Source organism: Cytobacillus sp. Hz8 (genome assembly GCF_042263505.1).
Taxonomy (GTDB): Bacteria; Bacillota; Bacilli; order Bacillales; family Cytobacillaceae; genus Bacillus_BE.
The window spans coordinates 71,483-94,066 of sequence record NZ_JBHKFI010000017.1 but is presented as its reverse complement, the minus strand read 5'-3'; the positions used below and the strand labels follow the sequence as shown (position 1 = coordinate 94,066).

At 34.8% G+C, this 22,584-nt stretch carries 21 protein-coding genes and 1 other RNA gene; 3 read left to right on the top strand and 19 right to left on the bottom strand.

Going from position 1 to position 22,584, the window contains the following annotated elements:
* Position 1 precedes the first annotated feature (1 nt).
* The 7 genes from ACE38V_RS17960 to ACE38V_RS17930 form a co-directional block, all read right to left on the bottom strand.
* Positions 2-193 carry a twin-arginine translocase TatA/TatE family subunit gene (locus ACE38V_RS17960; RefSeq protein ID WP_375843383.1) on the bottom strand — a complete coding sequence of 64 codons (192 nt, stop codon included), beginning with the start codon at positions 191-193 and terminating at the stop codon, positions 2-4.
* A gap of 12 nt (positions 194-205) precedes the next feature.
* A complete protein-coding gene (locus ACE38V_RS17955) occupies positions 206-1,327 on the bottom strand; it encodes a 4Fe-4S dicluster domain-containing protein (RefSeq protein ID WP_375843381.1) in 1,122 nt (373 codons plus the stop codon).
* A gap of 29 nt (positions 1,328-1,356) precedes the next feature.
* A complete protein-coding gene (locus tag ACE38V_RS17950; RefSeq protein WP_375843379.1) occupies positions 1,357-2,013 on the bottom strand; it encodes a TorD/DmsD family molecular chaperone in 657 nt (218 codons plus the stop codon).
* Between the two features lie 54 nt (positions 2,014-2,067).
* Positions 2,068-4,887 (bottom strand): molybdopterin-dependent oxidoreductase, encoded by a 2,820-nt coding sequence (locus ACE38V_RS17945; protein WP_375843378.1) that lies wholly within the window; start codon positions 4,885-4,887, stop codon positions 2,068-2,070.
* 4 nt (positions 4,888-4,891) lie between these two features.
* Positions 4,892-6,073, bottom strand: coding sequence for an NrfD/PsrC family molybdoenzyme membrane anchor subunit (gene nrfD, locus ACE38V_RS17940; RefSeq protein WP_375843376.1), 1,182 nt, complete (start codon positions 6,071-6,073; stop codon positions 4,892-4,894).
* Positions 6,073-6,678: a 4Fe-4S dicluster domain-containing protein gene (locus ACE38V_RS17935; protein ID WP_375843374.1), complete on the bottom strand. Its 606-nt coding sequence runs from the start codon at positions 6,676-6,678 to the stop codon at positions 6,073-6,075. The genes nrfD and ACE38V_RS17935 overlap by 1 nt, the downstream gene beginning before the upstream one ends.
* 531 nt (positions 6,679-7,209) lie before the next feature.
* Positions 7,210-7,710, bottom strand: coding sequence for an arsinothricin resistance N-acetyltransferase ArsN1 family A (locus tag ACE38V_RS17930; RefSeq protein WP_375843414.1), 501 nt, complete (start codon positions 7,708-7,710; stop codon positions 7,210-7,212).
* Between the two features lie 118 nt (positions 7,711-7,828).
* Here ACE38V_RS17930 and ACE38V_RS17925 point away from each other — a divergent pair, with 118 nt between their 5' ends.
* The 3 genes from ACE38V_RS17925 to gshAB all read left to right on the top strand — a co-directional run bounded on the left by ACE38V_RS17925 (position 7,829) and on the right by gshAB (position 11,753).
* The gene (locus ACE38V_RS17925) at positions 7,829-8,284 is read left to right on the top strand and encodes a MarR family winged helix-turn-helix transcriptional regulator (protein ID WP_375843372.1); all 456 of its coding nucleotides are present in this window, start codon (positions 7,829-7,831) and stop codon (positions 8,282-8,284) included.
* 134 nt (positions 8,285-8,418) lie between these two features.
* A complete protein-coding gene (locus ACE38V_RS17920; RefSeq protein WP_375843371.1) occupies positions 8,419-9,228 on the top strand; it encodes an arsenite methyltransferase in 810 nt (269 codons plus the stop codon).
* A 218-nt stretch (positions 9,229-9,446) separates the two neighbouring features.
* Positions 9,447-11,753 carry a bifunctional glutamate--cysteine ligase GshA/glutathione synthetase GshB gene (gene gshAB, locus ACE38V_RS17915; RefSeq protein WP_375843369.1) on the top strand — a complete coding sequence of 769 codons (2,307 nt, stop codon included), beginning with the start codon at positions 9,447-9,449 and terminating at the stop codon, positions 11,751-11,753.
* 140 nt (positions 11,754-11,893) lie between these two features.
* Here gshAB and ACE38V_RS17910 read toward each other — a convergent pair whose 3' ends face one another.
* The 12 genes from ACE38V_RS17910 to secG form a co-directional block, all read right to left on the bottom strand.
* Positions 11,894-12,178 (bottom strand): iron-sulfur cluster biosynthesis family protein, encoded by a 285-nt coding sequence (locus ACE38V_RS17910; protein WP_375843368.1) that lies wholly within the window; start codon positions 12,176-12,178, stop codon positions 11,894-11,896.
* 17 nt (positions 12,179-12,195) lie between these two features.
* Positions 12,196-12,333: a hypothetical protein gene (locus tag ACE38V_RS17905; RefSeq protein WP_375843367.1), complete on the bottom strand. Its 138-nt coding sequence runs from the start codon at positions 12,331-12,333 to the stop codon at positions 12,196-12,198.
* Positions 12,334-12,392: 59 nt separating this feature from the next.
* On the bottom strand, positions 12,393-14,165 hold the full coding sequence (gene arsA, locus ACE38V_RS17900) for an arsenical pump-driving ATPase (RefSeq protein WP_375843365.1): 1,773 nt from the start codon (positions 14,163-14,165) through the stop codon (positions 12,393-12,395).
* A 14-nt stretch (positions 14,166-14,179) separates the two neighbouring features.
* Entirely contained in the window at positions 14,180-14,545 is a 366-nt protein-coding gene (gene arsD / locus ACE38V_RS17895; protein ID WP_375843362.1) for an arsenite efflux transporter metallochaperone ArsD, read from the bottom strand.
* A gap of 108 nt (positions 14,546-14,653) precedes the next feature.
* The gene (gene arsC, locus ACE38V_RS17890; protein WP_375843360.1) at positions 14,654-15,076 is read right to left on the bottom strand and encodes an arsenate reductase (thioredoxin); all 423 of its coding nucleotides are present in this window, start codon (positions 15,074-15,076) and stop codon (positions 14,654-14,656) included.
* 25 nt (positions 15,077-15,101) lie between these two features.
* Entirely contained in the window at positions 15,102-16,157 is a 1,056-nt protein-coding gene (gene arsB, locus ACE38V_RS17885; RefSeq protein ID WP_375843358.1) for an ACR3 family arsenite efflux transporter, read from the bottom strand.
* Between the two features lie 32 nt (positions 16,158-16,189).
* Entirely contained in the window at positions 16,190-16,534 is a 345-nt protein-coding gene (locus ACE38V_RS17880; RefSeq protein WP_375843357.1) for an ArsR/SmtB family transcription factor, read from the bottom strand.
* A gap of 1,238 nt (positions 16,535-17,772) precedes the next feature.
* Positions 17,773-18,132: a transfer-messenger RNA gene (gene ssrA, locus ACE38V_RS17875) on the bottom strand.
* A 165-nt stretch (positions 18,133-18,297) separates the two neighbouring features.
* Positions 18,298-18,762: an SsrA-binding protein SmpB gene (gene smpB / locus ACE38V_RS17870; protein WP_375843355.1), complete on the bottom strand. Its 465-nt coding sequence runs from the start codon at positions 18,760-18,762 to the stop codon at positions 18,298-18,300.
* Between the two features lie 147 nt (positions 18,763-18,909).
* Entirely contained in the window at positions 18,910-21,258 is a 2,349-nt protein-coding gene (rnr, locus tag ACE38V_RS17865; protein ID WP_375843353.1) for a ribonuclease R, read from the bottom strand.
* A 35-nt stretch (positions 21,259-21,293) separates the two neighbouring features.
* A complete protein-coding gene (locus ACE38V_RS17860; protein WP_375843352.1) occupies positions 21,294-22,040 on the bottom strand; it encodes an alpha/beta hydrolase in 747 nt (248 codons plus the stop codon).
* A 225-nt stretch (positions 22,041-22,265) separates the two neighbouring features.
* Complete coding sequence (secG, locus tag ACE38V_RS17855) at positions 22,266-22,499, bottom strand: preprotein translocase subunit SecG (protein ID WP_375843350.1); 234 nt, start codon at positions 22,497-22,499, stop codon at positions 22,266-22,268.
* Positions 22,500-22,584: the final 85 nt, after the last annotated feature.

The window sequence follows — 22,584 nt, the reverse complement described above, 5'->3', positions numbered from 1 at the left end:
CTTAGGAAAGTTTATTTTTTTCTTCATTAGTTACTGTTTCGAAATCATCCGTTAATTCACGTGTTGATTTTTTAAATTCTTTTAATGTCTGTCCAAAGGCCTTCCCTATTTCTGGTAATTTTTTTGGCCCGAACACTATAAGTGCCAAAACTAATATAAGAATTAAACCAGGAATTCCAATATTGGATAGCATATGACCACTCCTCTATGCAAAGAATTGAAACATATCATTTTCTAATCTATCTTTTCTTTTACATTCATCACATATCTTATTTTGTGAAACCTCACCACATTTTTCACAAAAATATAACTGCTTTTCATATAAATCAATTTGATCTTTCATCAAATCATTTACAGAAACATTATACTCAAATTCAATTGCCTCTTTCGGACAAGTTTTTTTACAAGCAAAACAATCCATACAATTCATTAACTGTTGTGAAAGAAAAACCTTGTTATCACTTTTTTTAATTAAAAGAGAACCCGTTGGGCAATGAGCAACACAAATTCCACAAAGATCACAGTTACTATTTATTTTAGTTTTAGCAATCCCAATAGAACTTGAATCTATCATTAAATTTTTCCCCGAACCATCAACATCCTTAAGTAGTTGTTTTAAGCAATATTCAAGTAAAATATTCTCTTCATTCCTATTAAGCTTCTCTTTTAAGGAAATTTTTTTATTCCAATCTGGTAATACTTCTGATGTTGCATTAGTAGTATTATTAGCGATGTATTTAAAAAAGTCTGATCGAGAAAATATCTTTTCATCAGAATTCAAATTTTGATTATTAAATATCATCGTTATTTTTTTTTGATATTGTATTTTTTCGAGAATATTGCTCGCGTCCTGAATAAGGTTTTTTATATGATCTATTATATTTTCATTAAAATTTGAACATGTATAGCACAGATTTTTATCATACTTAATTCTAATTTCTTTATCTTTTAAAGCCGCATAAAGAATGTGCGGTAATTTAAGCTGTAAGAGGCATGTTAAGGGGAAAAATTTTTTCTCTTTATCTATTTTTTGACATGAAAATGTTACACTTTTTTGATATTTAATATTTTTTAGCTTCTGTATTAAATCTATATCTATAAAAACTGAACTATTACATGTATATGTACATTTCTTACAGTCTGTACAATAATTCACATCATACAATATTTTTTGATCTTGAATTACTAATGCTTTAGGTGAGGGACAAACGTCCACACATTTTGTACAATTCACATATTTATTTCTATTATTAATACATCTAGAATCATCAAAATGTATGGAAGAACGGCTCAACCATGAAGATAATAGTTTAAATGCTAAGCTCATATATTGTCCCTCCTTTATGAATATAATTTTTAAATGAATATTGACCTTTCTTCTTCTAAAAAGTCAATCGACATTTGTGCAATAGATCGATAAAAATCTGTTTCCGCTTTTTCCTCCATATTCTTTAATACTTCAAATCCCCATTTAAAGAGATGATCATTTAAAAATCCTTTTTGCCACTCAAAAAGCTTTTGTGCATCTACTTTTTGATTGTTTTCACTATTTGCACCCTCTAAGTAACAAAGTTCTGACATAAATAATAACTCAATACCAAGGTGATCTGGGATTTCTTTCTTATTAAATCTTATACTAAGGACTTTATAAATTTGGCTGACTTCTAGAGTAGTGCATCCATAAATTTTACCTATCGAATCATCAACAAGTCTTTCACGATAACAAGATTCAAAAGGATAAATATATTTTGGCCCAGGAATACAAAATAGTTCATTAAAATCTTCAATCATTTTCTCCTTGAATCCTGGTTCACATCTCCAATCAACAATTGCTTGAATTAAATTATCTCCATAGACAGTATATTCAACCATTTTTTTTATTGCATCAATAATCTTATTACTTACTAAAAATTGAAAGTTCTGTTCATTCGGTTCCAGTAAAATCATATTTGAAATCCATTGGTATACAATTCCTCTAGTTTTAGAAAGTTCCAGTGAAGTCTCAGTAATCATAGCAAATCACCCCCACCAAAATATAAGTTTATCTTTATCTGAGCTAATTTTATACTAAACCTTTAGTACTTTTATCTTCGTGTCATTAAATGAAGCACTGCCACCAACAGGATCTTCTAAGCAAACATTACCAATCGAAGTATCCAATCTCATAACTGGATTAGGATTAATTCCACCTTGCCTCATTTTATCCCCTTTTATCTTTTTACCATTTACAACAACATCTTGAGAACCTAAAGCCCAGTGCCCATAATGTCCCGAAACAGCTACGACCCCTGGTCTAATTCCTTGTAGCAATCTTGCTTTTCCTATTTCACCTTTTTTATTTGTTGCAGAAACAATACGAACTAGATTTCCATTTTTAATACCTAACCTTTTGGCATCATCTGCATTCATATCTACAAAATTTTCAGGTAAGATCTCCATTAACCATGGATTTGTAACTGTCCTTGATTGAGTATGAAAAGGAATCTTATATGTTATTAATGTAAAAGGATACTCCTTATCGTCAATTACATTTCCTTTTAAATCCTTAATAGGTTCATAGGTTGGAACCCCTTTGAAGAACTCTCCAGTAATGCTGTGTCTTGATGAACCAACTTCTTCTGAATAAATACGAGTTATATTTTCATACCTGTGAGCTAAATAAGATCCATCATAAGCCTTATCTGGACTTTCAAATATTCCTCCACGGTCTAAGACATATTTAATCTTAGCTTCTTCTGTATCACCAGGTACTCCGCCTTCAATCGCTATATTTGCTACTAACTTTAAATAAAAATCTTCGGGTTTATTTAATGGCATTCCTGAACCAAATCCATTATCACCAAATCCTGATAGATTCATTTTTTTTGAAATTGCAATAAGGATTTCCTCTAATGATTTAGTTTCAGGAAATACTTTTGTCATTGGCTGACGAACTTTTGATAATGCCGAAACAATAGTAGGTGCAGTATGTGGGGTATCCCACTGTTCAAGATACGAAACATCCGGCAATATATAATCTGCATACATAGATGTTTCCCCAATTAAAATATCACACGCGATAAATAGCGGTACTTTTTTTGTATCTTTTAATGTATTGATGACAATATTTTTAATACCTGGTGCAGTATAAGCAGGGGTTCCCATATGAAGGAATAATATTTTTGTTTTGTATGGATATCCATCCGCAAGACCTGCAATTACTTCTTGATACATACTTTCAGAAAACGGGAACCATGGTCTTTTTGCGGGATAACCGTTCTTTTTATATTCTGTTGAATCTTCATAATGCTTTCCTTCTCTTGAAAGTGGAATACCTGATGCAGTAAATTTATTAGGATGCATGTTCACTACATCATATTTTGTATTTTCTTCACCACCCATTTCATGAAGACTTCCTCCACCAACAGATAATCCACCCTTCCAATCTATGTTTCCTATTAAAACATTTAACAATATGATAGCGCGTCCATTATAGAAACCATTCGTATGTTTAACTGGACCACGATAGAAGTCAGCAACAGCTGTTTTTCCATAGGAAGTAAATTCCTCAGCCGTTTGTGCAATTTGTTTTTCACTTATTCCTGAAAGCTTAGCATACTCTTTCATTGAGAGTTTCATAACTTCTTCTTTTAAGAGAGTAAACGATGTTTTACATTTTATTCCGTTTATCTCCAATAATCCTTCTAAGTCCCCTCGATTAGCAGAAGTATTTAATTTGGGAACCCCACCATTTATAACAACGAAATCACTTTCGCTCCCCTTAATACCTACTTCTGAAGGTCTTAAGAACTTTCGTGTTTGTAAATTAACTAAATATGTCGCATCAGACCATGAAAATTCACCATCTGCATTGGCAGCCGTTTTTGATGGATTTTCTAAAAAATGTTTATCATATCGGTTGTTTTCAATTATCCACCTAAGCATTCCTAGTGCTAATGCACCATCACCACCGGGTTTTACCGGTAACCAAATATCTGCTTTAGCTGCAGTACCAGAAAATCTGGGCTCAACATCTATCAGTTTACCGCCCCTTTCTTTAAACGCACCTAACTTATAAGCTAGATTATTCATTGGAAAGTTAGCTTCACATAAAGAACCCCCGAACATGATAATATAATGTGCGTTAGCAAAATCCGGTTTAAAATTGTTTTTACCTGGCATTGTTTGCGTATATGCGATATGATGACTGATCTCACAAATACTTGTATGATCAAAGAAATTAATAGACCCAAATGCATTTTGTACAAATCGCTTTGCAAATTGTTTTCTACCATCTTCAATACGACCAGCCAAGAAAGTAAATTGGTTTGATTTTGGACCAAGCTCTGGGGCACTAGGATTAATAGGAGTGTTTGGATCATAAACATCCTTAAACCCATCTACTTGTCCTTCATTAAATAAATCTCCCCCATTAACTATTTCTTTAAATGCCTCATCCCAACTAATTGCTTTCCATTTTCCTGAACCCCGTGGGCCAACGCGTTTCAAAGGTTGTTTTATTCTCATAGGGTCATAAGCTGTTTGAATCCCAGCTTGCCCCCGTGCACACATTTTTCCTCGTATATTTACAACATCTTTTGGATTAGTTTCATAAGGAACAGGTTCAGGCATTGTCATAATACTATAAGGACTGCCATCAAGTTTTAATATTTGCCCGTTTTTTACCTTCCCTCTAATCGTGCAATCTGACCGGCATTGTAAACAAACACTATAAATAATATCAACATCCTCTGATGTGTCCAAGGTATCATAACCTGGTGCACCTGAGATGTAATCTGGGATTTCTTTATTTTTATCACTAGCAAGTACTTTAATAGAAGAACCAACAGCCAATGCTGTTCCAAGTACTGCTGAACCTTTAATAAAACTTCTCCTTGAAGTTTTCATAATCTTACGCTCCTTTCTGAGAACCTATTTGGTTCTTGTTTTTACCATGATTTGGAGTATAGTTATGATTCATTGGTAGTAAATAATAGAAGAAAGCTAAAATAATTGATGCTGCTATAGCAAACGAGATTACGATTGTCAATTGGGATGGTTCGATTTGATACTGTAGTATTTTGTTCCCTGTTAAAGGGATCTTTTGCCCTCCAATAACAAAATTTATTCTCATAGCTACTACGCCAATAATCGCTAAAATCGAAGAAATAACGATACAAACATTGCTTTCTTTTATCTTAGGAAGTGACATCAAGATTAAAGGTACTAGCAGACCCAAAATAAGTTCGATTCCGATGAAACCAACTTGTTCATCTCCCCTTAATAAAAAGTAACCTGCTGCATATGACTCTTGATTCCCATACCAAAGTGTAATGAAAGTAGAAATCAACATAGCACCGTCAATGACAATAAACCATTTCATTAGTTGTGTCATATCTACAATTACTTTTTTTACCTCTGGTACAAGCATTCCTACCTTTGATTTTTCTACAATCATCAATACAACTATAAATACTCCAGTACCTGATACCAAGGCAGACATCAAGAAGATCCATGGCATTAACGCATTATGCCATAATGCTCTTGTTTGTACATCGGCTAAGAGAAATCCCGTATACCCTTCTAGGAGCAATGCTAATAGTATTCCGAAAATTCCTAATCGCCTTTTCCAAGCAGCATCTCTATTCAAGGTCTTATTGTCTAATCGTTTATCCTTTAAAATAATGAGACTATAGAGTTTTGATCTCCAATTATTTTTCTCTATTAAATATCTTGCAAGATCCTCTCTAAATATAAACCATGCATAAATAATACAAGTAAGAAAATATATCAATAGTAAAAATACTCCATATGACATTGCAGAAGTAAAATGTATATTTACTAGTAGATGCCAGAACTTTGCTGGTTGCTGTAAATCTGCAATTAAGTGCAATGGAGCGATTGCTAAAAATACGATAGATAATATTACACCTGTTTTTTCAACCATTTTATATTTTTTAATTCCAAATACATTTCCCAAGCTAGAAATCAAGAAGGCTCCTGCACTTATTCCTGTATAAAAAAAATAAATGGCAATTAAGATTCCCCAATAAACATGATGATTCACATTATAAAGATAAGTTATATTATCCATTATTCTTCTCCTCCGAAAATAACCGAATAATCTGGTCTCGTTAATTTTTCGTCAGGCATAATATAGAATGTTTTTGGGTGAGTATTTTTCTCAGGTTTCAACACTTCAACTTTATTTTTGGCGATTATCATTGAAATTTCGCTTTTTGGATCGTTGATATCTCCAAAAACACGAGCATCACCAATACAGGTAGATACACAAGCAGGAAGTTCGCCTTTAGCAATTCTATGATAACAGTATGTACACTTCTCAGCCGTTTTTCGTAAAGGATTAATAAATCTAGCATCATATGGACAAGCCTGAATACAATAACCGCATCCAATACACTTATCATAATCAATCTGAACAGTACCATCATCAGTATAATAAGTTGCTTTAACTGGGCAAACTTTTTCACATGGTGCATTTTCACAATGATTACATAGTCTTGGAAGTGGAGACCTTGATACATCTGGAAATTTACCTTTTTCAATTTCTGAAACCCAATTTCTAAAATAGCCTAGTGGAACATTGTTTTCGCTTTTACATGCAACTGTGCATGCATGACATGCAACACACTTTCGTAAATCAATAAGCATTGCATATTTTACTTTATTTTCCGACATTTTTTTCCCCCCTTAAACGAAAACTATTTACATCCTTATTTTCTATAAAATAATTAGTATTGGGTATCAGGATTTTAACTAAACTTGCGATTTATTACCCTGACTTAATGTAAGGAATTTCCCCACAAGGCTTTTCTTTTTTTAAATTAGTTTATTGAAATTCAAAGAATCTTCCATAAACTGTATGTAATGATAAATTCAAAAAAAGAATGCCCTAATTTCAGAGGAAAGCAAATTTATATAATGAAAACAAAAAAGACCAGTCCTCCAATTCATTAAGTTTGAAGGCTGATCTTTTTTAATATTACGACCTACAAATCTACAACTGCTGAAGGTTTAAAATAAAGTTTAAACAAAATATGTTCGTATGCCTCTTTTTTACAGGTAGATTAAATGAATCTATTTTAAAAAAAGTTTGATCATTTTGTGCTCACTCTAACAAAAAGGATTCTTTTTACAATTCCCATTAAAAAGAATCTTCGATTTGTTTCAGATTTAAAGTATCCACTATTGGAATATCCGCTGTGCTCCTTATATTAAAATCTTCTCCATTACCATTACATCGACAAATTTGTTGTCTAATTTACCTTGATTCTTTAAAATACCAACTTCTCGATACCCAATTTTTCTATATAAGTATTGTCCCATTTCATTAAAAGGAAATGTAAATAGAACTATTTTATTGAAATCATTAATTTTTGCATTTCGTTCAATCTCTTTCAACAGAGTAGAGCCAATTCCTACCCCTCGTTGAAATCTTTTTATGTATATGGATAGATCTGTTACTCCATTGTAAGCGCAACGGTTAGAATACCGGTTTAAAGATGCCCACCCTACTATTTCTCCATTTTTCTCCGCAACCATAACCAGGTACCTTTGATTATGTTCTTTTTCAAACCAGTTTTGCATATAATTCAGGTCTTTAGGATTTTCTTCTAACGTAGCAATTCTGTCTTCAATACCTTGGTTATAAATGTCCAAGATGTCCGTCAAGTCTTTTTTGGTCGCAAGTCTTACTTTTAGATTAGATATCACAGTTACTCCTCCGTTAATTTTTTAACTTTATTATACAAAAAATATTTGTATTTTAAAAGTATAAATACTTGCAAATCACAAATATATAGTGTATAAATAAATTAGAGGTGAAAACATGAAAAATAATAACCTAAGAAACGTTTTCCAAATGATCGTAAGAAGATTTGGTTTCTTAAACGAACGTTGCTGTGAAGACTGCTGTGGAGATGATATTAGTCTCATTCAAAGTCACATCTTATACGAAATTTCAAGACAGAATGAGCCTTCCATGCAGGATGTTGCTGGAGCTTTAGGTTTAGATATCACGACCTTCAGCCGACAGATCAAGACACTAAATGAAAGAGACTTGGTTAAAAAGACTCCACATCCTAATGATAACCGTGTTAATCTTTTATCACTAACATCTAAGGGAAAAGCCACAGAACAAAAGATTAATCAAGAAATGAATATTTATCTTAACCAGATATTTTCTTCATTAAGTGATTTTGAAAAGGAAACTGTAATCCGTTCACTATACTTATTAGACGATGCAACGAGGAAGTCGGAAAGTAAACGCTGTCCTCCCAGATAAAGGAGGACAGCATTTGAGAATATAGTTGCAAATCACAAATAATATTAGAGAGATTTATACATGAAAAGATGTATTTTTCAGTTTTTTTATCTATTGCCTTAGAATTAACAAAAAATATATAGAAGGTGATTTCCATGAGGGAAAAAGAAGAAATTAGGGAACAAATTCAAAAAAAATATACAGGGATTGCATTAAATAACTCTAATAGCAATTGCTGCAGTGGAAGCTGTGGTTGTAACGAAACAACAACGGATATACAGGGTATATCACTCAAATTAGGATATACAGAAGATGACCTTTCAAATGTGCCATCAGAAGCTAATATGGGATTAGGGTGTGGGAATCCTACTGCCATTGCAGCACTAAAAGAAGGAGAAGTAGTCCTTGATCTTGGAAGTGGAGGTGGCATCGATTGCTTCCTCTCAAGAGAGCATGTAGGTGAAACTGGATTCGTAATAGGTGTTGATATGACTCCTGAAATGGTTAAGTTGGCTCGTAAGAATGCAGAAAAAAGAGGTTATACCAATGTGGAATTCAGGCTAGGAGAAATCGAACATTTACCGGTTACTGATGAATCAGTAGATGTGATCATATCAAATTGCGTAGTAAACCTATCACTTGATAAAATGCAGGTATTTAAAGAAGCATATAGAGTTCTTAAGCCTGGTGGAAGATTATCTATTTCTGATATTGTTGCAACAGCAAAATTACCACAAAAGATACAACAGGATTTAGAATTATTTGCAGGATGTGTTAGTGGGGCTGAATATGTGGGTGAAATAGAACTCATGCTTCACAATGCAGGATTCAAAGACGTACGAATGACTCCAAAGGATAACAGCAAAGAAATATTAAAAACATGGGTCCCTGATAAGAATATTGAGGACTTTGTTGCGTCCTTTATAATAGAGGCAGTTAAAGAAGAAAACAAAAGTGAAAATTAAATCCAATCATTGTTGACTACAATATTAAAAAACAAGGCTCAGAATAAACTGGGCCTTGTTAACTTATGTATTTACGCTTATGTGAATACCTTTAGCACTACTCCTTATTCCTATATTCGGATTAAACGGTATTTGGTGAAGTATCGCTATATCCTCTTTCATAAAAGGCATATTGTCGATCGTAATATTTAACGTTATATATAGGAGGAAATACCAACATGAAATTCAGTCTTTTTTCTAACCTTTCAAATAAGCAAATATTAGATGCTAACTTCGGGATTGAAAGGGAGGGATTGCGTGTTACTGACAGTGGTATGCTTTCTTTAAGTCCACACCCCAAAGTTTTCGGCGATAAAAAAGAAAATCCTTATATCACTACGGATTTTTCGGAAAGTCAATTAGAGCTTGTCACACCCGTATTTCATACTACAAGTGATGCTATTGATTTTTTAGATTCTTTGTATAACATAGCCGCATTGGAGCTGGATAATGAGTTTATTTGGCCACAATCTATGCCTGCTGTTACACCAGAAAATAAAGATATTCCAATCGCTACTTTCTCAAACCAAGGAAAAGATGAATGTTATCGTGAGTATTTAGAACAAAAATACGGAGGGAAAAAACAGTTAATCTCAGGTATCCATATCAATTTCTCTTTAGGTGAAAAATTAATACACACTTTATATAGCAAAACTAAAAAGCAAACGTCACTACATGATTTTAAACAAGAACTATATTTAAAACTTACACGTAACTATTTACGTCACCATTGGCTCTTAGTCTATTTTCTTGGTGCCACTAATACCATTCATAAAACATATGAGCAACAGTGTGTAAAAACACTTCAAGAAATTTCAGAGGAAACGTACTCTAATGAAAAAGCAATCTCATACAGAAATAGTATCTGTGGTTACCAAAACAAAGAATTCATTACGCTCGATTATTCTTCCATTGATCAATATGTGAATTCCATTACTTCCTATATCGATAAAGGTGTGATTAAAAATATAAGAGAGTTATATTCACAAATACGCTTAAAAAGTAAAGGAACCCCATATTCAGCTGAAAATTTATTTAACAATGGTATTGAATATTTAGAAATTCGCACTATCGATATTAATCCTTTTGTAAAGAGTGGATTATCTGTTGAGGATATGAATTTTATTCATCTATTTTTATTATATTGCCTCGAAAAAGAAGAAACATTGTATGATAACTGGCAACTAGAGAGTGAACTAAACTCCAAAAAAGTAGCGATTGAAGGACAAAATCTGCAATTAAGTCTCATTCAAAATGGTTCAACAATTTCATTACAAAGTTGGGGTATTAGCATTTTACATGACCTTCTAGAAATGAATCAACAGTATGAACTGCCTTTTTATAATCTTCTTAAAGAAAAAGAGGAATTGATGATTAACTATCAAAAGACTTATTCTTATCGTCTTGCTAGTCTGTGCAAAGAAAAAGGTTATATAAAAGCTCATTTGGAACTAGCTGAAAAACACAAAAAAGAAGCTTTCTCAGAACGCTTCAAGTTAAAACCTTATACAGATATGGAACTTTCCACTCAAATACTTTTGAAAGAAAGTATTAAAAGGGGTATTCATTTTCACGTTCTAGATCGAAAAGATAATTTTATCGAATTAACCAAAGAGGAAAATACACAATACATTAAACAAGCAACCAAAACGAGTAAAGATCAGTATGTCACTGTATTGATTATGGAAAATAAAAGTGTGACTAAGCAAATACTTATGAGAAATAACATAGTCGTTCCTGAAGGCGAAGAATTTTTTGATATTAATTCTGCAAAGGAATCGCTGAGCAATTGGATAGGTGTTCCACTCGTGATAAAACCTAAATCAACTAATTTTGGTTTGGGCATATCAATCTTTCCTAATGGAACAAATGAAGAAGATTTAATCAAAGGTTTAGAAATCGCTTTTAGTAAAGATTCCACTATCCTTATTGAACCTTTTATTAAAGGAAAAGAATATCGCTTCATGGTAATTGGAGATGAAACAGTCGCTGTCTTGCATAGAGTCCCTGCCAATGTTACTGGAGATGGAATATCTACAATTCAACAACTAATCAGCAAAAAAAACGTAGATCCACTAAGAGGTAAAGGATACAAAACTCCGTTAGAGAAGATTGAAATAGATGAAAACATGAAACTCTTCTTGCAACAAGAAGGTCTTACAATCAATACAGTGCTTCCTGAAGGTAAATTACAATATTTACGTGAGAATTCAAACATCTCAACTGGTGGGGACAGTATAGATGTAACAGATCAAATACCAGAAGTATTTAAACAAATTGCTGTTAAAGCATCACAAGCAGTGGGAGCAAAAATTTGTGGAGTGGATATGATGATCGAAGATTTAGAAGATAAACACTCCTCTTACGCAATCATCGAATTGAATTTTAATCCTGCAATCCATATACATTCTTATCCATTCAAAGGAACAGAAAGAAATGTTGCAATGAAAATCCTTGAGCTTGTAGAGTTAAATGAAAAAGAATAATTGTTTATATAAAAAATAAAAAGGTACCCTTTAAATCGAGTTCGTTCCCTTTTTATAATCTAACAAAATCCCCATTTTAGTAGTAAAAAACAACCTTGTCCTTCAAAAACCATCGGACAAGGTTGTTTTTTTCAACTCATTTAGCAACAAGATGAAGGGTTATAACCATCTAATATGATACCCATTTCACCATCTTGTTCTTCCACATCGATAGTTACATTGTTAAGTTGATCTTTAACATCTGGATGAATAGCAATTTGTACTCCATTTATTTGTTCAATTACATCATGTTCTTCAGCTTCTTGTAAACCTACACCTAAGTTCACTCCACAGCAGCCCGCAATACCATAAAAACGAAGTGTATTGACATTGTTATCTTTCATAGTTTGTTGAATGTATCCTTTTGCCTGTTCAGTTATTTTCATGGTTAAATCCTCCTTAATCATACAATAGTTGTTGCTCTTTTTTTCACATCAGCCATTAAATCTTGTAATTTTTCTTTATCATTAGTTGGTTGTTTTGCTTTCTCTTCTAATAATGCACCTAGCACTACGCAAAGAAGAGTTTCTTTTCGTTTCAAATCCACTCATGTTTGGTTTTCGTATACATATCAAAAAACTCCTAGATGATAAGATATTCTTATTTGTCTAATTGAAGTAATTGATGTAAACCTGTCATGCCTTTCGGTTCTTGAATACTCCACGGAATAATCGCAAACTGTCCATGTGATAATTCTTTTACATTTTCAATCCATACTTGTTCTTCTTGTGCTTTTTTTACTAACACAGGATCAGTAGTACTTGTTACATAGAAGCTTTGATTAATAACCCACCAATGAATCGCAATACCTGCACGATGTAAATCTTCTTCTAAACGCTTTGCCTCTAACACCGGCGTTGTTTCTGGTAAGGTCGTAATGATTATACTTGTATAAGCCTCGTCTCTTAACTTTGGTAATAAGTTTCGAACCGATTCTGGGATTTCGCCTGAAGAACGTGAAATCTCTTTATGATACGCTTCTGATGCATCTAGTAAAAGTAATGTGTGTCCTGTTGGCGCCGTATCAATCACAACGATTTGATCTTTCGATTGATCAACCACTTCCGCAAAAGCACGGAACACAGCTATTTCTTCTGTACAAGGAGACTCTAAATCTTCTTTTATAAAAGCCAAACCTTCTTCATCCATAGTCTCACTAGCCTTTGTTAAAACTTCATCTTTGTAATCCTGTACAGCTTTTTTCGGGTCTACACTACTAATCGTTAAATTTTCATGTAATGTATTACCACCTAATGTCCAAGCAACATGCGCAGCAGGATCGGTAGTTGTTAAATGTACTTTTTTCCCTTTTTCAGCTAATCCAAGAGCAACTAAAGAAGCTACTGTTGTTTTACCAACGCCTCCTTTACCCATTGTAAACACCACTCGGTGATTGTGCTGAGCATAGTAATCCACTAGTTCTCGAATCGTATGGTACGAAATAAATACTTGTGGACATTCTTTTAAAAAAAGGTCAAAATCATGTGACATCCACTTATCCATTTGATTTAATCCTAAAATCGTAAACGGTGCTAATGGTAAATAATAAATCGGATACTGTTTAATTTCGCTTGGGATATCCTGAATCGCTTGTTGCTGACGTTCATATAATGCTTTCGCATACTTATCTTCTAAGGCTGAATGTTCAAATAAACCATTCACAATTACTTGTTGATTTTCAATTCCAAGCTCCTTCAACTCTTTAGAGGCGCGTGCTGCCTCTAATAAAGGTCCTTCTTCTGGACGGCTTACCAATAAGAGCGTTGTTAAATTTCTATCAGAAAGTACTTGAACGGCTTCATTATACATCTGCTTTTGACTTTCTAGTCCAGCTAATGGACCTAAACATGAAGCACCACTCGTATTATCTTCTAAAAATCCTGACCAAGCCGTAGGCAATTGTAATAGGCGTAACGTATGACCTGTTGGTGCAGTATCAAAAACAATTAAATCAAATTCATCTGTAATTCGTTGATCGGTTAAGAGTGTTGAGAATTGGTTAAAGGCCGCAATTTCTACCGTACATGCTCCTGACATTTGTTCTTCCATTGTGGCAAGTACCGCATCTGGCATTTTTCCTTTATAGGGTGCAATGACGCGTTCTTTGTAGTCTGATGCAGCTTGCACTGGATCTAAATTTAACGCATACAAATGGGACGTACCTTGAATAAGCGATGGTTCATTAGATAACGTTTGACCAAAGACATCTTGTAAATTAGAAGCTGGGTCTGTACTAATCAAAAGAACTTTCTGTCCTTTCTTTGCTAAAACAAGTGACAATGAACTTGCAACAGATGTTTTACCAACTCCTCCTTTTCCGGTGAAAAAGAGAAATTTCGTTGTAGGAAAATGTTCTTCTGAAAACCACTGCATGATAATTGCCCCCTTTAGTTTCCTTTAGTTTCCTTTAATGACAAACGTATTTTTGGCTTTTGAGTCAATTCACTAGCAGGAATTCCTGTCCATCCTTCCATTTCTTCATTCGAAGGGTACTGATTTGTTAATGCTACTTCTCCTTCTACTAAGACGATTGGTAATACATCTGGGCCTTTGTCATTCAATAAATTGTTTACCTTCTCTTGGTTAATAAAAGCATCCGTATCCGTTCCCAAATTAAAGCGTTCAATAGGATAATTACGTTTCTTCAAATTACTCACAATAAACGACATACGTAACAACTCTGGATCAATAGAAGGTCCACAAACTCCTGTTGAACAGCACATAGCAGGATCAAAAATCTGTATTTTTTTCAAGTTAGTCAGCTCCCTCATATATTTTTTTAGTAGGTAATAATAAGCATTTACTTATATAACTAACAAATAGAAAGCCAAGAGTTTAACTCCTTGGCTAAAAGTTCTAAATCATTCTCCTGTTTCAGCGAAACATTTAATACGTGCTTCAATTTCATCACGCACTCGTTGGAAGAATGCCCATTTTTCTTCTTCTGTTCCCTCTGCTTTTGCTGGGTCGTCAAATCCCCAATGAACCCGTTTTACGCTTGGTGGTGTAACAGGGCATTTATCAGCAGCGTCACCACATAGGGTTACAACTAAATCAGAACTGTTTAAATACTCAGGGTCGATAAGATCGGATGTATGATTAGAAATATCAATCCCAACTTCTTTCATCGCTTTGACTGCATTCGGGTTTAATCCGTGAGTTTCAATTCCTGCACTTCGTATTTCCCATTTATCACTTAAATATTTTTTTGCCCATCCTTCTGCCATTTGGCTACGGCAAGAATTTCCTGTACATAAAAAGTAAATTCTTTTTTTGTTTTCCACGATTCGTTCCACCTTTTTTTAAAGTTTATACGGATTGCTCGTTAAAATATTTTCGTTTAAATCGTAATGCCACATTGACTAACCCAATCATGACAGGTACTTCTACAAGTGGTCCAATGACGGCTGCAAATGCTGCACCAGAATGAATTCCAAATACCCCAACAGCTACGGCAATGGCTAATTCAAAGTTATTGCTGCCGGCTGTAAAGGCAAGTGTAGTCGTTACAGGATAGCCCGCACCAATTTTTCTCCCCATAAAAAAGGAAACGAAGAACATCACCACAAAGTAAATCAATAATGGAATAGCAACACGAACAACATCCAATGGCAAGCTGACAATGACATCTCCTTTTAAGGAGAACATAAGAATAATCGTAAATAGCAAAGCAATTAATGTAATTGGGCTAATCTTTGGAATAAATACCTTTTCATACCATTGTCTGCCTTTTGCTTTCACTAATGTAAAACGTGTAATCATACCAGCAATAAATGGTACACCTAAGTAGATAAAAACTGATTTGGCTACCTCTGCCATTGTAATATTGACTATTGCCCCTTGAATTCCTATCCATTTTGGAATGACGGTCACAAATAAGTAGGCATAAACTGAATAAAATAGCACTTGGAAAATGGAGTTGAATGCTACTAAACCAGCAGCATATTCTGTATCTCCTTTTGCAAGATCATTCCATACAATCACCATTGCTATACAACGGGCTAAACCAATCATGATGAGACCAACCATATACTCTGGTTTATCAGGAAGAAAGATAATGGCTAACAAAAACATAAGAATTGGTCCAATGATCCAGTTTTGCACTAGTGATAAAGAAAGAACCTTTACATCTTTAAATACTCGACCAATCTCTTCATAACGAACTTTAGCCAGTGGTGGATACATCATTAATATTAAACCAATGGCTAGTGGAATGGATGTGGTTCCTACCTGCAACTTATCCATACTGTCTGCAAATGTTGGAAAGACAAATCCCAATCCGATTCCAACTGCCATAGCTAGAAAAATCCACAGTGTCAGGTATCTATCCAAAAAAGATAGACGTTTTTTTTCTGCATTACTCATGTCTCGCACTCCCCATATATATATTGTTTAAATTAACTGCCGCACTTTTGTGTAGGATTGCTCCTTTCAATCATCTTGATTTGCTCCTCTTGTTCAGTAACATATTCCAAAATATCTTCAATAAGTACATACAGCTCATTATGGGCATTTAATGAATAATACACCCACTGACCTCTACGTTCTTCTTTAACAAGTCCTGCATCCTTTAATTTGCGAAGATGCTGACTGATGGAAGGCTGACTCATTTCAAATACCTCAAGTAATTCACAAACACAGCATTCTCGTATTCTCAAAATTGCAATAATGGATAAACGTGTTTTGTCACCTAATAACTTTAAAATCTTGGCAACTTGTTCAATTTGTAATTTTGATTTCATTAGATACACCTCTTTTTTAATTACATATAAACATATAACAATAAAATTATTATTAAGTCGAATTTTAACTTCTTTACTGTAATTTGATAAAGTATTATTTATTAATAATTTCTTTTTAAACATTCTTTAGTCGCTATATACACATATAACTATTTACTTATATGATATATTACTGATCCCTTAAATTCAAGTCTCTTCAATGTAAACTTTTTGTAAAGAAAAGGACAGATGTTAAAGTTAATGCGTGAGGAAAGAGGAAGCTATTTTAACATCATGAAGGTTTAAAAAAGGAGCCAGCTGAACACTCTTAATTTAAAGAAGGAGAAATGACAATAAAAAGGATGGAATCATCTTTTTTATTGCGTTATCGTCCTAATTAATATTCTTCAGAAAGACCAAGGATTAAGAATAATTGATTGTACCACTGACTTAACATCCTATATATAAGGAATTTTATCAATAGTATTCTTAATCAGTATGAACAACATAACCGATGTTGCTCCACTCAACTATTGCCCCGTTAATTAAATAAGAAAAGGCTTTCCCATGTTAAAGTAAAGCCACCGTTCGTAATATAGGATTAGCCAAATTTTAAAGTGTGCCCATTGTGTAAAGGAAAATTTGAAAAAGGTTATGCTACATTATGAAGATGATTTATGTATTCAACGAGGCCACTGAAAAAGTCCAACTAAATTAAAAGCTAAGACGAAACAATACAATATATTGAAAATCAACATTCTTTATACACTAGTTATAGATATTCTTATAAGCTGTTTTTGATGGCTAGGTACTTTTTCAGCAATCTCGTATTCAACAGAGGTCATCTTATTTACATTCCATTGATATCAGAAATTGTTATAGTAGGTCATATAAATCCTTTGAATTTTTATTGGGTAATATTTACAAACTTAACTGGTTTATCCAATATGAATATTGCTCTTAATCAGGCTTCTGTATTTATCAAAATAGACGCTCCATCCAAAAGGAGTTACGTCCAGAATTTATTTTATCAAATTTTACATTGTAACGTGGATTTTTATAATTCAAAATGGCCCATTTACCAATAACGTAAAAAATGTGTAACTTGAGGTCTATAACTTACATGCGACAAATAATCATCCAAATGAGAAATGAGTTTAAGTATATTTTTGCCTATTTTATATTTAAGTATATCGTTGCCACAACGGCAAAAATATCCTTAAATTCACACATAAATAAAAAACCACCAAATATGTATTTGGTGGAGACGGTGGGAGTCGAACCCACGTCCAAAAGTATCGGCACTTAAGCTTCTACGAGTGTAGTCGACATATTAGGTTTTCGCTGATCCTTATGCCTATCGACAGGCGTCCAGCCAGCTAGTCTGGTTGTTCTCTTCCTTCATCCTCAGACGGTGGAATCCGGCGTAGTCCACTAAAGTTGAGTCCGCTACCCTACCACATGGACGATGGAGGGGCGAACAGCCTAAGCGCTATTAAGCAGCGAAAGCTAAGTTATTGTTAGTTTTGCCAGTTATAGGCTTTGACGTTTTAACGAGGCCGATCCCCTCGACTCGCAACCTAAGCTCGAACTACCCCTGTCGAATCCGTAGCGTCCCCATTATAGAAAAGTTCGAAGTGGTATTTCACACATTCGACCATATGAGAATAACCGCAACTGGATGCTCGAAATAGATGAGCTATAGTTTGTTTCACTTGCTTGTGACATTTATTATTATAGCATATTGTTTCATAATTTCAATTGTAAGTTATTGTAAGACGTACTTACTTTTGTCTTTCCCGGAAAGCACGTTCAATATCACGCTTTGCTTCCTTCCTCTTCAAGTCTTCCCGCTTATCATATTTCTTCTTCCCTTTGGCAAGACCCAATAAAATTTTCGCATAGCCATTTTTTAAATATAGCTTTAAGGGAACAAGCGAATAGCCAATTTCCTTCGTATCACCAATCAGCTTTGCGATTTCACGATTATGGAGCAGCAGTTTTCTCGTCCGAAGTGGGTCATGGTTATAACGATTTCCCTGCTCATACGGACTGATGTGCATGCTGTAAAGAAAAACCTCTCCATTATGGATTCTCGCATAAGAATCCTTTAAATTCACCTTTCCAGCACGAATCGATTTGATTTCCGTACCTTGCAGCACAATCCCCGCTTCATATGTATCCTCAATAAAAAAATCATGATAGGCCTTCTTATTTTGGGCTATCATTTTCCCTGTACCTTTTGGCATGATGAAACACCCCCATTCTGCTCTCTTAGTTTATCAAAAAACAAGTCCGCCTACAATCTGTTTGGTCTCCGTCATTGTTCCACAGACCCTTCTCTATAATAAGGAAAAAACGAGTGATGACAGCACTAGATTGTCATCACTCGTTTTTTATTTCCTTCTTTTCTTTTTCCGTTTTGCCGCTGGAGCATTTTCATAAGATTTTTTACTTTTTCTTTTTTTCTTTGCATGGCTTCCTTCACTTGATTTAGAGTCTTCCCTGCCATGTTTTTTAGTTGAAGAGCCTTTGCGAGGTTTTCTCTCTGAGCTTCCCGTTTTAAATACCTTTGGAGCGTCATTGCGCTCGCGGCGTCGAGTGCCTTTCATACCCACAATTTCAAAATCAATCGAATGCTCATCCTTATTCACATTAATGACACGAACAGTAATTTCGTCTCCAATTCGAAAAACATTTCCAGTCCGTTCCCCAATCATCGCAAAATGCCGTTCATCATAGCGATAATAATCGTCGGTCATATAACTGACATGAACTAAGCCTTCAATGGTATTCGCTAGCTCGACAAACATTCCAAAGTTCGTCACGGAGCTAATAATGCCATCATACTCTTCCCCGATTTTATCCAGCATATATTCTGCTTTCTTCAACTCATCGGTTTCTCTTTCAGCATCAACTGAACGGCGTTCCATCTTCGAAGAATGCTCGGCAATATCCGGTAATCTTGCTCCCCATTTTTCGCGTGTTGTCTGATCTAATTTTCCTTCTATTAAATAAGTCCGAATTAAGCGATGCACAATTAAATCCGGATAGCGGCGAATTGGCGATGTGAAATGAGTATAGAATTCCGTCGATAACCCGAAATGGCCCAAACATTCCGGATCATATTTCGCCTGCTGCATCGAACGAAGCATGACCGTCGAAACCACCATTTCTTCCGGTTTCCCTTGGACTTCTTCAATAATCTCTTGCAATGCCCTTGGGTGTACATGATTCGCGGTACCTTTTACAATATAGCCAAAGTTCGTAATAAACTCGAAAAATCTTCTTAGCTTATCTTCTTTTGGATCTTCATGAATCCGATAAATAAATGGAACATCTAACCAATGAAAATGTTCAGCCACCGTTTCATTCGCAGCAAGCATAAATTCTTCAATCAATCGTTCTGCAACAGATCGTTCGCGAAGAACAACATCCGTTGGCTTTCCATCCTCATCGACTAAAACCTTTGCTTCTTTAAAATCAAAATCAATAGCTCCACGCTTCATCCGCTTATTTCGGAGAATATCAGCAAGCTCGTTCATTAATTCAAACATTGGCACCAACGGCTCATATCGTTTGACCAGTTCTTCATCTTTTTCTAATAAGATTTTATTCACATCGGAATAAGTCATTCTTTCCGTTGTTTTGATGACACTTTGAAAAATTTCATGACTGACTACCTCACCTGCATCATTAATTTCCATTTCACAGGATAAAGTTAACCGGTTCACCTGTGGATTCAATGAGCAAATTCCATTCGATAAGCGATGAGGAATCATGGGAATAACTCGATCAACTAAATATACACTGGTCCCGCGATCTGCAGCCTCTCGATCAATTGGAGACTCTTCCTTCACGTAATAACTAACATCAGCGATATGTACACCTAGTTTATAACTCCCATTTTCTAATTTTGTCACCGTAACCGCATCATCTAAGTCTTTCGCATCGGCTCCATCAATCGTGACAATCATTTCATTTCTTAAATCACGGCGATTTTCAAGTTCTTTTTCTTCAATCGTATCTGGAGTAGCGTTTGCTTGCTCAAGAACCTCAGCTGGAAATTCCATTGGCAGACCATGCTTATGGATGACTGATAAAATATCAACACCTGGATCATTTTTATGTCCAAGTATTTGCACGACTTCCCCTTCCGCACTCTTACGTCCTTCTGGGAAAGTGATTAATTTTACAACAACCTTATGACCTTCAACGGCCCCATGTGAACTTGCCTTCGGTATAAATATATCACTCGTAAACTTCTTATCATCTGGAATCACAAAACCGAAATTTTTACTTTCAACATATGTTCCGACGATTTGTTGAATCCCTCTTTCTAAAATGCGAACGATGGTTCCTTCTCTTCGTTGTCCAGAGCTTTCAGTCGTTACACGAGCCAACACTGTATCTCCATGCATCGCATTATTCGTTTCATTTGGCGGGATGAAAATATCATCCATTCCTGCCTCATCTGGAATCACAAAGGCAAACCCTTTGGCATGACCGACTAATTTTCCTCTGATTAGATTCATTTTTTCCGGCAAACCATAGCGATTGCTTCTTGTACGCACAACGAGACCTTTTTCTTCCATAATCACCAGTGCCTTGACAAAATCCTTGAAATCAACCGAGTCCTCAATTCCAAAAGCTACTTCAAGTTCTTGAACTGTTAACGGTTTATAAGCTTCATCCTTCATATATATCATGAGCTTATCAATATGCTGCCTGATATTTCCGTCCATCTTTATCCCTCCCTCTTGGGAATTTCTTTTAGTCCTTATTCTTTCCAACTTAATTGATTTAAAAACTGTAAGACATCCTCATGAAGCTGATCTCTTTGCTTATCTAAAGTAATGACATGACCGGACTCCTCATACCATTTGATTTCCTTCAAATCAGATTCAACCTCTCGATAAATAATATTTGCACTATCTGTATTAATCATTTTGTCATGACGTGCCTGCACGACAAAGGTTGGAGCATAAATCATGTCCACATGCTCTCGTACATCTGCAATTAGCGCCTGCAACGCTTTTAAGGTTTTCATCGGTGTCTTTTGAAACTCTTCCATTTCCCTTTCTATTTGATCAGTTGATTTCCCTTCCATCGTTTTATACTGCTTCGCATAATCCAATACACCCTCATACATCGTCTTTTCGCTTTTTATATACATTGGGGCACACATCGGGATTACTCCCTTTACAGGTACAGTGTAGCCCAATTTCAAGGAAAATACGCCACCTAACGAGAGACCTGCGACCGCAATTTCATCATGTCCCTTGCTTTTTAAATACTCATAGCCCTCTAAGACATCCTGCCACCAGTCCTCTGCTCCCGAATGGACTAGCTTTTCTGGAGGAACCCCGTGTCCTTTATATAATGGCGCATAACTTGTATATCCATGTTTTTCAAGAAAGCGACCAAGCATTCGAACATCTGCCGTATTGCCGGTAAATCCGTGCAAAAGCAATACTGCCCTTTTTCCACCTTCAAAAGTAAAAGGTTTTGGTGTAACAATTTTCATACAATAAACCCCTTTAGAATATATCATTAATTTGTAGAAAAATATCCTTTTTAATAAATTCTACCCGTAATTAGTTTTATCAAAGAAAATGTAGACATGCCAATAGTTTGACTAAAAATCAGGAGAGAAGGATATGAACATTGAAGTGAGGAAGTAGCAGAACCTAATTCAAAGACTTTAATAAGCAAAAAAAACCTGACTTGAGGAAGCCAGGTAAATTTTCTCTTATAATTTGAAATAAGTAACTAATAACGTTAGCACGAAAAATAACACGGACAATACAATTGTAATTCGCTGTAAAATTAAATCCATGCCGCGCGCTTTTTGTTTACCAAACAATTGCTCAGCTCCACCAGAGATGGCTCCGGATAGTCCTGCACTTTTACCTGATTGTAGAAGCACCACAATAATGAGTGCAATAGAAACGATAACGAGCAATGTGACTAATAATGCATGCATATAGCCAACCTCCTGAAAAACGTACATTTGACAATGTTATTAGTTTAACATGTTTTACTATATTTCACAATATTGATTTAGGGAT